The organism is Bacillus sp. ISL-35, from assembly GCF_018613355.1.
Lineage (GTDB): Bacteria > Bacillota > Bacilli > Bacillales > Cytobacillaceae > Mesobacillus.
Window position 1 is genome coordinate 1 of sequence record NZ_JAGGQK010000008.1, and the last position, 13,616, is coordinate 13,616.

The 13,616-nt window shown below is 43.8% G+C and carries 18 protein-coding genes and 1 riboswitch; of the genes, 13 read left to right on the forward strand and 5 right to left on the reverse strand.

Going from position 1 to position 13,616, the window contains the following annotated elements:
- Window positions 1–585: 585 nt before the first annotated feature.
- Genes J7E38_RS12925 through J7E38_RS12935 form a run of 3 tightly spaced genes read left to right on the forward strand, consistent with a single transcriptional unit; the run spans window position 586 to window position 3,722 of the window.
- Complete coding sequence (locus J7E38_RS12925; RefSeq protein ID WP_214705487.1) at window positions 586–1,284, forward strand: winged helix-turn-helix domain-containing protein; 699 nt, start codon at window positions 586–588, stop codon at window positions 1,282–1,284.
- Window positions 1,274–2,680 (forward strand): sensor histidine kinase, encoded by a 1,407-nt coding sequence (locus J7E38_RS12930; RefSeq protein WP_214705490.1) that lies wholly within the window; start codon window positions 1,274–1,276, stop codon window positions 2,678–2,680. The genes J7E38_RS12925 and J7E38_RS12930 overlap by 11 nt, the downstream gene beginning before the upstream one ends.
- A 58-nt stretch (window positions 2,681–2,738) precedes the next feature.
- Window positions 2,739–3,722: a Gfo/Idh/MocA family protein gene (locus J7E38_RS12935; RefSeq protein ID WP_214705486.1), complete on the forward strand. Its 984-nt coding sequence runs from the start codon at window positions 2,739–2,741 to the stop codon at window positions 3,720–3,722.
- A 43-nt stretch (window positions 3,723–3,765) separates the two neighbouring features.
- On the opposite strand, the gene J7E38_RS12940 is transcribed toward J7E38_RS12935, so the two are convergent.
- Window positions 3,766–4,821, reverse strand: coding sequence for a lactonase family protein (locus J7E38_RS12940; RefSeq protein WP_214705485.1), 1,056 nt, complete (start codon window positions 4,819–4,821; stop codon window positions 3,766–3,768).
- Window positions 4,822–5,040: 219 nt separating this feature from the next.
- Between J7E38_RS12940 and nadE the strand changes: the two genes are divergently transcribed.
- Window positions 5,041–5,862: an ammonia-dependent NAD(+) synthetase gene (nadE, locus tag J7E38_RS12945; RefSeq protein ID WP_214705484.1), complete on the forward strand. Its 822-nt coding sequence runs from the start codon at window positions 5,041–5,043 to the stop codon at window positions 5,860–5,862.
- 38 nt (window positions 5,863–5,900) lie between these two features.
- Here the strand turns inward: nadE and J7E38_RS12950 are convergent, their stop codons facing one another.
- Window positions 5,901–6,245, reverse strand: a complete 345-nt coding sequence (locus J7E38_RS12950) for a hypothetical protein (RefSeq protein ID WP_214705483.1) — start codon at window positions 6,243–6,245, stop codon at window positions 5,901–5,903.
- Window positions 6,246–6,525: 280 nt separating this feature from the next.
- Window positions 6,526–6,610, forward strand: a riboswitch (cyclic di-GMP riboswitch).
- Between the two features lie 274 nt (window positions 6,611–6,884).
- On the opposite strand from J7E38_RS12950, the gene J7E38_RS12955 reads away from it, so the two are divergent.
- Window positions 6,885–7,109, forward strand: a complete 225-nt coding sequence (locus J7E38_RS12955; RefSeq protein ID WP_214705482.1) for a hypothetical protein — start codon at window positions 6,885–6,887, stop codon at window positions 7,107–7,109.
- 197 nt (window positions 7,110–7,306) lie between these two features.
- Window positions 7,307–7,642 carry a nucleoside triphosphate pyrophosphohydrolase gene (locus J7E38_RS12960; protein ID WP_214705481.1) on the forward strand — a complete coding sequence of 112 codons (336 nt, stop codon included), beginning with the start codon at window positions 7,307–7,309 and terminating at the stop codon, window positions 7,640–7,642.
- Between the two features lie 47 nt (window positions 7,643–7,689).
- Here J7E38_RS12960 and J7E38_RS12965 read toward each other — a convergent pair whose 3' ends face one another.
- Window positions 7,690–8,205, reverse strand: coding sequence for a DoxX family membrane protein (locus J7E38_RS12965; protein WP_214705480.1), 516 nt, complete (start codon window positions 8,203–8,205; stop codon window positions 7,690–7,692).
- Between the two features lie 252 nt (window positions 8,206–8,457).
- Between J7E38_RS12965 and J7E38_RS12970 the strand changes: the two genes are divergently transcribed.
- Together J7E38_RS12970 and J7E38_RS12975 are read left to right on the forward strand one after the other, a co-directional pair.
- Window positions 8,458–8,910 carry a DinB family protein gene (locus J7E38_RS12970; protein WP_214705479.1) on the forward strand — a complete coding sequence of 151 codons (453 nt, stop codon included), beginning with the start codon at window positions 8,458–8,460 and terminating at the stop codon, window positions 8,908–8,910.
- Window positions 8,911–9,001: 91 nt separating this feature from the next.
- The gene (locus J7E38_RS12975) at window positions 9,002–9,397 is read left to right on the forward strand and encodes an HIT family protein (RefSeq protein WP_214705478.1); all 396 of its coding nucleotides are present in this window, start codon (window positions 9,002–9,004) and stop codon (window positions 9,395–9,397) included.
- Window positions 9,398–9,443: 46 nt separating this feature from the next.
- On the opposite strand, the gene J7E38_RS12980 is transcribed toward J7E38_RS12975, so the two are convergent.
- Window positions 9,444–9,656: a hypothetical protein gene (locus J7E38_RS12980; protein WP_214705477.1), complete on the reverse strand. Its 213-nt coding sequence runs from the start codon at window positions 9,654–9,656 to the stop codon at window positions 9,444–9,446.
- Between the two features lie 209 nt (window positions 9,657–9,865).
- Here J7E38_RS12980 and J7E38_RS12985 point away from each other — a divergent pair, with 209 nt between their 5' ends.
- Window positions 9,866–10,306, forward strand: coding sequence for a Dps family protein (locus J7E38_RS12985; protein ID WP_214705476.1), 441 nt, complete (start codon window positions 9,866–9,868; stop codon window positions 10,304–10,306).
- Between the two features lie 68 nt (window positions 10,307–10,374).
- Here J7E38_RS12985 and J7E38_RS12990 read toward each other — a convergent pair whose 3' ends face one another.
- Window positions 10,375–10,689 carry a winged helix-turn-helix transcriptional regulator gene (locus tag J7E38_RS12990; RefSeq protein WP_214705475.1) on the reverse strand — a complete coding sequence of 105 codons (315 nt, stop codon included), beginning with the start codon at window positions 10,687–10,689 and terminating at the stop codon, window positions 10,375–10,377.
- Window positions 10,690–10,859: 170 nt separating this feature from the next.
- On the opposite strand from J7E38_RS12990, the gene J7E38_RS12995 reads away from it, so the two are divergent.
- The 4 genes from J7E38_RS12995 (at window position 10,860) to J7E38_RS13010 (ending at window position 13,523) form a co-directional block, all read left to right on the forward strand.
- Window positions 10,860–11,267, forward strand: coding sequence for a DoxX family protein (locus J7E38_RS12995; protein ID WP_214705474.1), 408 nt, complete (start codon window positions 10,860–10,862; stop codon window positions 11,265–11,267).
- Window positions 11,268–11,280: 13 nt separating this feature from the next.
- Window positions 11,281–12,138 (forward strand): VOC family protein, encoded by an 858-nt coding sequence (locus J7E38_RS13000; protein ID WP_214705473.1) that lies wholly within the window; start codon window positions 11,281–11,283, stop codon window positions 12,136–12,138.
- Between the two features lie 25 nt (window positions 12,139–12,163).
- Window positions 12,164–12,763 carry an NADPH-dependent FMN reductase gene (locus tag J7E38_RS13005; RefSeq protein ID WP_215038560.1) on the forward strand — a complete coding sequence of 200 codons (600 nt, stop codon included), beginning with the start codon at window positions 12,164–12,166 and terminating at the stop codon, window positions 12,761–12,763.
- Window positions 12,764–12,887: 124 nt separating this feature from the next.
- Complete coding sequence (locus J7E38_RS13010; protein ID WP_214705471.1) at window positions 12,888–13,523, forward strand: FMN-dependent NADH-azoreductase; 636 nt, start codon at window positions 12,888–12,890, stop codon at window positions 13,521–13,523.
- The last annotated feature ends 93 nt before the right edge of the window (window positions 13,524–13,616 follow it).

Sequence of the window (13,616 nt, forward strand, 5' to 3'; positions counted from 1 at the left end):
AGGGCACCATTTCAGCGGAAAGATACCCTTATGCAAGCAGATCGCCCTCTATAAGGGTACCATTTCAGCGGAAAGATCCCTTATGCAAGCAGATCGCCCTCTATAAGGGCACCATTCAAGCGGAAAGGTACCCTTATGCAAGCAGATCGCCCTCTATAAGGGCACCATTCAAGCGGAAAGATACCCTTATGCAAGCAGATCGCCCTCTATAAGAGCACCATTTCAGCGGAAAGATACCCTTATGCAAGCAACTCCACCTTTATAAGGGCACCATTCAAGCGGAAAGATACCCTTATGTAAGCAGATCGCCCTCTATAAGGACACCATTTCAGCGGAAAGATACCCTTATGCAAGCAACTAGTTCTACACAATGGAGCGTCTTGGCTAAAATGTAAGGATCTGAGAAAAGGGAACCAATGGACCGTGTTACAGCCCATATTAACTACCCCTATCTGTAAACACTGTAATCATGAACAAACTATGACCAATCCATTAAATAATCTGTAACAATATCCTAAACAGTTGATTCTGTCGCGGTTGCGCTATAATTTAGAGATAACAGATTTCGTAATAGAGGGGATTGCCGTGAAAATATTAGTGATTGAGGATAATGAAAGTGTCTGCGCGATGATTGAGATGTTCTTTTCAAAAGAGGACATTGAAGGCAGGTTTGTGAATGATGGCCTCGAGGGTTATGAGGCTTATAAAAGAGAAGACTGGGATTTAATGATTGTCGACTGGATGCTGCCGGGGATGGATGGTGTCACCTTGTGCCGGAAGGTCAGGCAGGAGGGAAGTGATATTCCCATTATCATGCTGACGGCAAAGGATAGTGAGTCGGATCAGGTTCTCGGCCTTGAAATGGGGGCGGATGATTATGTGACGAAGCCGTTCAGCCCACTGGCTTTGATGGCGAGGATCAAGGCTGTGGCACGCCGTTACCAAAAACAGAAGCCTGATGAGAACAGCGATGTCGGGACGAGCCGGCTGAAAATCAACAAAGAGACACGTGAGGTGAGCCTGGACGGTAAGCCAGTGACAAATTTGACGCCAAAGGAGTTTGACCTGCTCCTGCTTTTCGCCCAGCATCCGCGCCAGGTGTTCACACGGGAACAGCTTCTCGAGCGTGTCTGGGGTTATCAATTTTACGGAGATGAGCGTACAGTTGATGTCCATATCAAGCGACTAAGGAAGAAGCTTGGCACTGCTGAACAGCCATTCTTCCACACGGTTTGGGGAGTCGGCTATAAATTTGATGAATGTGTTGATGGGCATGAAGGTTAAGTATATCTACCAGCAATTCCTCAGCCATATCAGTATTATCATTGTCGCTTTCCTCATCCTCAGCCTTGTTTTTACCCAATATGTTGAAACACTGGTCTATAAAAACAAGACGGAGGAGCTGGTTTCCTACGGCGAGAATATCCTGCGGGATCTCGACCGGGGTTCGGAACGGCCGGACCAGGTGATCAACCAGTATGCGCGAGTCCTGTTTGGCCGCGACATCCAATTCAGTGTGTTTGATGAAAATATCCAGCTTCTGAATCCGATCAGGTGGAGAGGACCGGCGATTGAATTATCGGAAAAAGAGTGGAGCCAGCTTACAAACGGAAAAGCGATTGTGAAAAATTATGACCTCGAACGGTATGACCGTGCTGTGACTCTGGTTGTTTTGCCATATCTGGACCGCGGGAATTTCGTTGGCGGCATTCTTCTGACCTCGCCAATCAGCGGGACACGGGAAATGATTACCGAAATCAATAAGTATTTGTTTTATACGATGCTGATTGGCCTTGTCGTTTCGTTCCTGCTGAGCTGGGTGCTGTCGCGGATCCACGTCAACAGGATCAAAAAGCTCCAGGAAGCAACATCGGCCGTGTCAGCCGGGGACTACACGGTAAAAGTTCCAAGTTCAGATTTTGATGAGATTGGCGAATTGGCAAATGATTTTAACGGGATGGTCGACAGGCTGAATGAATCAAAATCCGAAATCGAAAGCCTGGAAAACCGACGGCGCCAGTTCATGTCCGATGTGTCACATGAATTGAGGACGCCGCTCACGACCATTAGCGGGATCATCGAGGGACTCAGGAATAACATGATTCCCGAGGCGGAAAAAGAGCGTGGAATCAACCTGGTCAGCCAGGAAACGAAGCGGCTGATCAGACTCGTCAATGAGAATCTTGATTATGATAAAATCCGCTCAAACCAGGTTCAACTTCTAAAAGAAGATATCGAACTGATCGAAGTGCTCGAAATCATCCAGGACCAGCTTGGATTGCAGGCAGAGGAACGCAATAACAGAATCGAGATCGAGGCAGAGGAAGCGGCGATGGTCCATGCTGATTATGACCGTCTCGTCCAGATTTTAATCAATATTACGAAAAACAGCATCCAGTTCACGGAAAACGGAACAGTCTGGCTCCGCGGCCGAATGGAAGGCGGCACAACAGTGATTGAGATCGAGGACACCGGCATTGGCATCGAACCGGCTGAAATTGAAAAGATCTGGCATCGCTTTTACAAAGCCGATATCTCGAGGACGAGCAATCCGTTTGGGGAATTCGGTCTCGGATTGTCCATCGTCAAACAGCTGGTGCAAATGCATGATGGAAAGATAACAGTGGAGAGCGAGCATGGAAAAGGGACTAAGTTTGTGATTGAACTCCCTTTTCGATAAGATAAGTAAGAAGCTGTGGGCCTTGCCCCGGCTTTTGCTATTTGAAAGGGTGAACGACATGGTACGTTTCGGAGTGGTAGGAACAAATTGGATTACAGAAGCATTTATAAAAGGAGCAAGTCATCATAAGGATTTCAAGCTGGCTGCAGTATATTCCCGTACTGAGGATGGTGCTGCGGACTTTGCAGGGAAGTACGGAGTGGATACCATTTTTACGGACTTGGAAGAGATGGCGAAAAGTGATGCAATTGATGCTGTTTATCTCGCCAGCCCCAATTCACTGCATGCGAGCCAGGCGATCACGCTTATGGAAAATGGCAAGCATGTCCTTTGTGAAAAAGCGATCGCGTCCAACAGCCGTGAATTAAACGATATGATTAAGGCGGCCAAAGAAAACCAGGTTGTGTTGATGGAGGCACTGAAATCTACTTTGATGCCGAACTTCAAGGCAGTCCAGGAAAACCTCGGTAAAATCGGCACGATCAGAAGGTACTTCGCAAGCTATTGCCAGTATTCTTCTCGCTATGACAAATATAAAGAAGGTACCGTCCTGAACGCCTTTAACCCGGAATTCTCAGCAGGTTCGCTGATGGATATCGGTATTTATTGCATCTATCCGCTTGTTGTTTTGTTTGGAGAGCCAAAGTCTATCCAGGCAAACGGCTACTTACTTGAGTCCGGAGTTGATGGGGAAGGAAGCTTAATTTTGAAGTATGATGAAATGGATGCTGTCATCATGTTTTCAAAGATTACTGATTCGTCCCTTCCTTCTGAAATACAAGGTGAGGAAGGCAACATCATTATTGATAAAATCAGCACGCCGGGAAACGTAGAAATCTGCTACCGTGATGGCAGCAGGGAAGATCTTTCAAAAGAACAGCTTGAGGATAATATGTTTTATGAAGCAGAGGAATTCATTACATTGATTCAGCAAGGAAAGCTGGAGTCGGGGAACAATTCGCTTGAAAACTCAGGGATTACGATGAAAATCCTCGATGAAGCCAGATTGCAAATGGGTGTCAGGTTTCCAAGTGACAAATAGAAAACAGGGCAGGTGCTGATCAGTGCACCTGCCCTTTTTTTTTTTAGTAATGTAAAAATTTCACGCAGACAGGGTCTGGAACTTTCACATCAGAATGAAGCAAAGTCAATCTGCCTGTTTCTGTGTCACGGGAATAAAGCGCGACATTGCTGGAATTTTGGTTTGCGGCGATCAGGAATTTCTCGCTTGGGTCAAGCATGAAATCCCTTGGCCAATTGCCTTCAGTCGAAGTGTGTTCAACAAAGGTGAGCTTGTAGCTTTCTGGATCCACCTTGAAAACGGCGATACTGTCATGGCCGCGGTTGGCAGCGTAGATGTAGTTTCCGTCAGAAGAAATATGGATGGCGCTACCCTGGTTGTTTTCGGTGAAGTCTGCAGGCAGGGTTGTGATGGCCTGAAGCTGTAGGAAGCTTCCATCTTCGCTATTGTACTTTAAAACAAGCACCTCAGAGCTGAACTCTGTCATCAAATAGGCGATTGTGTTGTTTGGATGGAAAACAAGATGTCTTGGACCGCTGCCTGGTGCAATATTTAATACACTCTTTTCAATAAGTTGGCCGTTGTCCAGGGTGTAGGTGATCAACTGATCGATGCCAAGGTCGATCACTGCTGCATATTTCCCGTCAGGAGTGAAGCCGGCATAATGGGTGTGTGCTTTTTCCTGGCGCTCGTCCGGTCCTGACCCTTCATGTACTGCACTGGATAATACATTTTCAATACTGCCGGATTCAGCGTTCAGCAGATAAGAATCTGCAGACCCTTTATGGTAATTGGCGGATAAAAGCAGGGTGTTTTCCGGATTCACGCTCACATGGCAGGGAGATGCTCCTGGAACAAGCTGTGAATTGATGAAAGATAATTTTCCGGAATCGAGAATGTTGAAGCCTGCAACTCCCCCGGAACCACCTTCTTTTGCCACAGCATATAGGAAGCGGTTATCGTCACTGATTGTCAGGTAAGTAGGGTTTTCCAGCGCAGCAGCTGGTTCCACGTCGAGGATCTTTCCATTCACAGCGTCTAGTGTGAAAGAATAGATTCCCTCGCTGTCACCTTTTGTATAGGTTCCGAAATAGCCTTTGAACTTTTCATGGGTTGCCATTATGAATGCCTCCAATTTAATTCGCGTTAATACTATGATTTATAGTCTAGCAAAAAAATCCTGGCAGACAAAATGTTACGTCCACAATGGTAATGGGTAAAATAAACATGAGCATTTTTGGTATTAGGATGTTAGGTTTTCTGACGAAAATCTGGACTTTGGACTTTAGAAGGGATATGCTCTTTTTTGAATAGTTTTTCGTGAATTAGGAGGGTTATCATGAGCTTGCAAAAGCAGATTATTGAAGATTTGAATGTGCAGCCGCAAATTGATCCCCAGCAGGAAATCAGGAAGAGAATCGATTTTTTGAAGGAATATTTGCTTGCATCAAAGGCGAAAGGATTCGTTCTTGGCATCAGCGGGGGCCAGGATTCCACTCTGGCTGGGAAGCTTGCACAAATGGCTGCGGAGGAACTGCGGTCAGAAGGCCAGGAGGCCAATTTCGTGGCTGTCAGACTTCCCTATGCGGTGCAAAAAGACGAGGATGATGCACAGAAAGCGCTGGACTTCATCCAGCCTGACCAAACGATCACTTTCAATATCCAGCCTGCTGTCGACACTTTCAATACCCAGTTCGAGGAAGCGATTGGCGAGAAGATGACGGACTTTAACAAAGGAAACGCAAAGGCAAGGATCAGGATGATCACTCAATATGCGATCGGCGGGCAAGACGGCTTGCTGGTGATCGGGACAGACCATGCTGCAGAAGCAGTAACCGGATTTTTCACAAAATACGGAGACGGTGGAGCAGACCTGCTTCCACTTTCCGGCTTGAACAAGCGGCAGGGCAGGGAATTGCTCAAGGCATTGAACGCAGAGGCAAGGCTGTATCTGAAAGAGCCTACCGCCGACCTTCTTGACAATAAGCCGTTGCAGTCGGATGAAACCGAGCTTGGCGTCAGCTATGAAGCAATCGATGATTATCTTGAAGGAAAGCAGATCGACGAAGCAGCAGCTGCCAAAATTGAGGGCAGATATCTTGCTTCAGAGCATAAACGGCATGTTCCAGCTTCCATGTTTGATTCATGGTGGAAGAAATAAGCATAAAAAAAGCCTGGCTGATCAGCCAGGCTTTCCTTTTATTCAGTTTGCGCGATTGCAAAATGCGGCGCATCCTCTTTTTCTGTCACTTTGTCGATTTTATCGGTGAACATCTGGAAGACTCGCTTTTTTTCTTCCAACTCCTTGATATACTCTTTCAAATCGTTGAATTTCTCCTCAAATGGCTGATGATACAATTCACGTATCTTCCTGTTCAGGTCTGGATTAACTGTCGACTGGACAACCTGCTTTGTGATGTTGAATTTATATGTATACACTTTCAGCTCATTTTTAACTTCGTCATACTCCGCATCAATTTCTTTAAGAATCTCTTCAATTTCTGCTTTCCAATCATCTAGCGACTGCTTAACATGCTGTTCCATAAGGATCCTCCTGCCATTCGCCTGTAATAAAGCTTCTTCTTTTTATTCTAACAACCGAACTTTACATAGAGATTGCTGGGATATTACATTGTGAAAACAAAGATTCCAGTAAAAGTAGTGGCAGACTTCAGACAAAACACTGTCCTCACCGTCGATTTTTTATCGTTTTATAAATGTATTTTTCCTGCAATCATAAAGTTATAGGAAAATAGACTCATCTTTGTAAGTAATTGGCGAATTTTGTTGAAAGAATGGTTCTAAAGTTTTATATTTTAAATAGAACTGAAAAAGGCAAACTTATCGAAAGGTGAGGACGCAAAGCCACGAGTCTAAGGCCACGCTGCTAGGATCGTCGGGTTGCCAATAAAAGATCGGATGAGAATTGAAGATATCGGTGAATGGTTTTGGGTGACTGTTTGCCAAAGGAAATCCGCCGTCTTTTTGGGGGATTTTTTATTTTTTCCTGTTCCATACTGCACAATAAAGCAAAAACAGCTAAATTTCACGTTTGCCGATTGTGAGAGAGGATAAATAATACTTAAGTATCTTGACAGGACGAATGAAAATAATCCATTTGGCAGGTTTTGTTTTTAGGACAAAGGATTTTTTTAAAAAAATTGATGGAAGGTGGAGGAAACGTTGACTGTATTGTTTGGGACGGTAGAGTACTTTGAACGGGAGATTGAGTTTCATTTATCTGATGTTGAAAAAAGGGAAAGGTTCCGGGAAGAAATTCAGCAGATTCAAACGAAGCTGGAGGAAGAACTTCGGAATGATTTCATCTGTGACGAGAAGTTAAGAAGGGAATGCCTTGAAAATCTATCGAATGCCTGCAGTAAATTAACGGAAGATTATGTAGTTTGAAAACTACTAAAATATGAAAGCCTGTGGTGCGGTGACCACAGGCTTTTCCTATGGCTTCATCAGGAGGGTGCATTGTAACAAAAGAGATGGATCGATAGCAGTGCATTCAATGATGATCATAGGGATTTTACGAAAGGTGTTTGAAGCTGCAGATTTAAGGTTATGTTTATCAGTAAGACAGCAAAAGGGGAATCGTCATGGAAAAAAAAGTATACAACAAACTCGTAAGGGACTATTTTCCGGATTTGATGAAGGATAAAGGCAAGAAAGTTGAATATGAAGTTTTGCAAGGCAGTGCCTATAGTGAAAAGCTAATGGAAAAATTCAATGAGGAAGTTGAAAAATTCCGGAATGCGGGCACGGACAGGCTGCTGAGTGAAATAGTAGACTTGCTTGAGGTGGTCTATGCGATTGCGGACCATCGGGGGATCACCGAATCGGAAGTGGAGTTCATGCGCCAGCTGAAGAAGAATCGAAGCGGCGGCTTCCGCAAAAAAATCCTGCTCAAATCTGTTGAGGAACGTTCAAAATAAAAATAAGCCCTCTGCCATAGTTGGCGGAGGGCTTTATCTATAACGCGTTAAGCAGTTTTATGTGCTGGTTCCGGTGTCTGTTTGAAAACAGTCTTGCGGATGAAAGGAACCACCCAGCGGTCCAGACCGTATTTGCCAGCGTTGTAGCCAGCGAATAGAAGGACGAATCCGAAGAAGATGTCAGTTGGGTTATGAGATACAGTACCTGCAAGGAAGAAGCTGAAGTTCATGACAAGTCCGAAGAACATGGCAGCAGTTGTTAAGCATCCAAGGAGCAATCCCAGACCAACAAGGAATTCACCAAGCGGAACGATAAAGTTGAAAAGATCGACGTTTGGAATCGCGAAGCTTTCAAGGAAGTTTACATACCATCCATACACCATGTGTCCGTCTGGACCTTTCACAGGATTGGCTACAGCTCCTTTTAAAAATCCGGTTGCGTCAAATCCTTCACCAGTCAATTTTCCCCAACCAGCAGTCATCCAGTTGTAACCAAGCCATACACGAATTACAGTCAACAGGCCAGCAGCAATATTGTTTTCCCTTAACCATTTAGCGAACATCTAAATCGCTTCCCTTCAAAAATATATAATGATTACACTTATAAAATATCAAAGCAATAAATGGAAATCTGTGAATAAAGTGTGAAGACACATATCAGCCATAATGTTTTGAACAAATTTTGACAGCGGGTTTCCTTTTATGGATAAAATACCCTTATAGGTATTATTAATAATGCCTTTTCCTTGTCACATATATTGGAAATACATAGAATAAACATAAGATGAATACAAGCAGGAAAGGGGAATGGAATTATGAGCGAGTTATTGTTTAAACAGTTTGAATTAACAAGAGGAAATTTTTTAAAGCATATTGAGGGTTTGGATCCGGAGCAGGCGAGTTTTCAGCCAGAGGGCTTCAATAATAATATCCACTGGCATATCGGGCATGTATTGACGGTGGCAGAACAATTCATGATGGGATACCCAAAAAAATCAAATCATCTCCCTGAGAATTACATAGCGCTATTTGGAAATGGTACGCGTCCATCTGACTGGTCTGGCGATGTTCCTTCTATCGAGCTATTGACTGATCAATTAAAAGCACAGCTTGGAAGAATCAAAGAGATCCCGGCTTCCATGCTGGACGAGAAGCTGAAAAAGCCTTTTCTCGGACTGGAGACGTTTGGTGAATTGGCTAATATGGCCTTGTTCCACGAATCCTACCATCTGGGCCAAATCCATGCGATGAAAAAATTAGCGAAATAATGACAGATATGGCAGTGTCCGATTCGGCCGCTGCTTTTTATAATTGCAGGCTTAGGCTTAAATGAGTCCATGCGAGGAATGGAGGCTGCCCATGTACCAGGAGAATTGTCCATATTGTAATTTACATGCAGATGAAGAGCAGCAAATCATTTTCGAGAATGAAACTTGTTATTTTATCCAGAAGGAATCAGAGCAGCAAATCCTGCAGGGGAGCGGGCTGATCATTCCGAAAAAACATAAGAAGGATGTATTTGAACTGTCAGATCAGGAATGGAAGGATTCAAGGGAGTTGCTGATTGCTGCAAAGGAACTGCTTGACAGGAAGTACTCGCCAGATGGCTACAGTGTCGGCTGGAACACAGGCAGAGCGGGCGGACAATCGATCTTCCATGCTCATTTGCATGTCATTCCACGCTTTAAAGATGAGCCTTTCGCCGGGCGGGGAATCAGGTATTTGATCAAGCAAGAGGGAAATAGGAGGAACTAGTTATATTGGCATGAAGAAAATGGCTCTGCTTATTGCAGGGCCATTTTTAAGTCGTGCTCTCATTCCAGTCTGAATATAATCCGCTTCCATTGCAGCCAGGACATTCGTACGGTGCCGCATAATAGACAAATTCATTAGCGGAAAAAGCATAGTAACCCCTGCCATGGCAGTCTGGGCATTTATTTTGATCCTTCATATTGGCCAAGTGGTTTTCGTATCTGGTATTTCTCCATTGATTAAGCGCATTGAATAACCCCATAATCATACACCTCCAGTTCTATGCATAGTTTGGAGAAATTCACTTATTTTTATGTATAGTTTATGGTGAAATTTGGTTTTTGCCCCTGGTACGAGCACATACTGTCATTTAAAAGTTGACATTAATGTGAACAATCCTTTATTTGCAGACATTGCTGGATAATCTTGGACTATAATGAAGCCGAATATAGTATTAAGGGGGAAATCAAGATGAAAAGTGAATTAACACAAATGGTCAACCAGCAAATTGCAAACTGGACAGTCCTTTACATCAAGCTTCATAACTACCACTGGTATGTAACGGGACCAGAATTCTTCACTCTGCATTCAAAATTCGAAGAACTCTACAACGAAGCTGCCTTACATATTGATGAACTTGCCGAAAGATTACTGGCGATGGGGGACAAGCCGGTGGCCACGATGACTGGTGCGCTCGAGCTTGCTTCGGTAAAAGAAGCTGCAGGAAGTGAGTCCGCTTCAGATATGGTTGCAAGCATTGTTGATGACTATACAACCATCATCGAAGAATTAAAGCGGGGAATGGAACTGGCTGGAGAAGTACAAGATGAAACAACAAGCGATTTACTTCTGTCCATTCATTCAGGTTTGGAAAAACACGTTTGGATGCTGAATTCATTCTTAGGCAGATAAGCGAGGAAATGAAAGAGACGTATGCCAGTGCATACGTCTTTTTTTATCCTATTCTTTTAGACTGTCTTTTAGTTTTCAACTTTCAGCCAGCTCTGGGACCAATCTTCAATTTTCCGCATGAGAGGTTCAAGTGCCTTGCCTTTATCGGTCAGAGAGTATTCAATTCGCACAGGAGTTTCTGGGTAGACTTCTCTTTTAACAATCGCTTCATTCTCCAAATCCTTTAAACGTTCGGAAAGAACCCTGCCGCTGATTCCGATTGCAGACTCGATGCTGCAAAATCGTTGTGGACCACTTATGAGCTGATAAATGATCAGTCCGGTCCATCTTTGGCTTAGGATGGTCATGGCTTTTTCAAATCTGGGACAAATAGTCTTATCCATTTCAATCACTCCTTACTTTATATTATAAACATTAATTTACTTTTAGCAAAAAGATTACTTGACGTACATTTATAACTAAAATATAATAACTTACATAAAGTAACTAACTAACGAGATTGTAACCGCAGTGCTATCTTCGTTAAAGGAAATGAAAAAGGAGAATGAAGCAAATGATAAAGATGAATGAAGTTGGAGCAACAATTTTAAGAATCGTTTTAGGAGCAACTTTCCTGATCCATGGTGCAGCCAAGTTCCAGGGTGGCATTGAAAATACGGTTGGTTTTTTTGAAAGTTTGGGTCTGCCAGGTTTTTCGGCATATATTGTAGCCCTAATAGAGTTGGTTGGCGGTATCGCGATGCTGCTGGGCGTTGGAACAAGGATTGTTTCGATTTTGTTTGCGGTTGTTTTGGCTGTAGCGGTTATCAAAGTGAAGCTCGCTGGAGGATTCCTTGGAAACGGCCAGATGGCAGGATATGAGCTTGACCTTGCGTTAATGGCCATCTCCATTTATCTGGCCATCACAAATAAATCACTTTTCGCTATTGATAATGTTATTTTTCAATCAAAAAACGCTTAAAGGAGGAAATCAAATGTATTTTCATCAGCCTCCGGTCACTTTTGTGGGCCGGGTGGATTTAAAGGTGCAAGATCTTGAGCGTTCGGTTGCTTTTTATCAAAACGTGATCGGTTTTAAGGTATTCGAAAAAACGGAGAGATCAGCGAAGTTTACTGCGGATGGCAGGAATGTGCTGCTGTCAGTCGAACAGCCAGAGGATGTAGTGCCAAAACAGAGAAGGACAACAGGACTCTATCATTTTGCCATTTTATTGCCTCGTCGCGCTGATCTGGCAAACATTCTGAAGCATTTTGTGCAGGCAAGGTTTCCGCTTCAGGGAGCATCAGACCACCTTGTGAGTGAGGCGCTTTATCTTGCTGATCCAGATGGAAATGGAATTGAAATCTATATAGACCGGCCAGCTTCAGGCTGGACATGGAATGAGTCTCAAGTTGTCATGACCACGGATCCATTGGATGCAGAAAGTCTCCTTGAGGAGGACAAGGGAGGATCATGGAATGGTCTGCCTGCAGGCACGGTAATGGGCCATATCCATCTGCATGTGTCTGAATTAGCCAAAACGGAAGACTTTTACACAAAGGGACTTGGCTTTGATGTAGTTTCCCGATATGGACCTCAGGCTCTGTTCATTTCAACAGGGAAATATCATCACCATATTGGACTGAATACCTGGAATGGAGTTGGCGCTCCAAAACCAGCGGAAAATAGTGTAGGACTCGGATCATTCAGTTTGGTACTTCCAGATGAAGAGTCGGTAAAAGAAACAATTGCCCGACTGAGCAGCATTGGTGCTTCCGTTACAGAAGAAAATGGTGTAATAGTTACAGTTGACCCTTCGGGGAACAGGATCAAGTTAGAAACAGCATCATAGAAAAAGAATACAGGCGGTGGACAAAATGGGTCTATTAAACAAACTATTTGGGAACAAAACGAAGGAGGAAAAAATCATGACTGCAGAAAAAATGAATATCGGGATTATTTTAGGAAGCACAAGACAGGGCCGTGTGAGTCCGCAAGTTGGCGAATGGGTTAAGGAACTGGCTGAAAAGCGCGGAGACGCAAATTATGAAATCGTCGATATAGCGGACTTCGATTTGCCATTTTTGGGAACAACAGATGGAACAGAGCCAGGGATTGCTGCATGGAATGAAAAGCTTTCAACCCTCGATGGTTTCGTGTTCATCGTTCAGGAATACAATCACAGTATTACCGGAGCATTGAAAAATGCGCTTGATTTTGCACGCGAAGCTTGGAACAACAAAGCAGCCGGAATCGTCAGCTATGGTTCAACAGGCGGAGCACGTGCAGCTGAGCATTTAAGAGGTATTTGCGGAGAACTAAAAATAGCCGATGTCCGGACACATCCAACTTTATCTCTATTTACTGACTTTGAAAACGGAACGGAATTCAAACCACAGGCCCTGCATGTTGATAATGTCAATGGAATGCTGGATGAAGTAGTGGCATGGAGCGGTGCATTAAAGACTTTAAGATAATGAACGAGCAGATTAATTGACCTGCTTTTTTAAACGAGGTAATATCTCGAAGAAAGCTATTTTTACTTCGAGATTTTTTATTGGAAATGGCTTAAGATTATAAAGGAATAGGTGGAATTACATCATGGCAAAAGTTTTATATATCACAGCACATCCACTGACTGAAGAACAGTCATTCAGTTTGTCAGCAGGCAAAGCCTTCATTGACACATACAAGGAGCAAAACCAAACAGATGAAGTCATTCGTCTGGATCTTTTCAAAGAGAACATCCCTCAGATCGATGCCGATGTTTTAGGCGGCTGGGGAAAACTGCAAAAAGGCACTGAATTTTCAGCACTAACTGCAGAAGAACAGGCGAAAATCGGCCGTCTTGCAGAGCTTGTTGACCAGTTCACAGCAGCAGACAAATTCGTTTTCGTGACACCGCTTTGGAACTTCTCATTCCCGCCAGTCATGAAAGCATACCTGGATGCCGTTGCAGTCGCAGGCAAAACATTCAAATATACACAAGAAGGCCCAGTTGGTTTAATGACCGATAAAAAAGCCCTTCACATCCAGGCTCGCGGCGGATACTACTCAGAAGGGCCTGCAGCAAGCATGGAAATGGGAAATCGCTACATCGAAATAATCATGAACTTCTTCGGTGTACCTTCATTTGAATCCCTTGTTCTTGAAGGTCACAACGCAAACCCTGAAAAAGCACAGGAAATCAAAGAAAACGGAATTGCCCGTGCGAAGGATTTGGCACATACATTCTAATAGATGATTTAACAAGAACAGCAGGTCATAAATGGCCTGCTGTTCTATTTGTTAGAGGGGAACTTGAAGACAATTGACATGATTATTGATGGA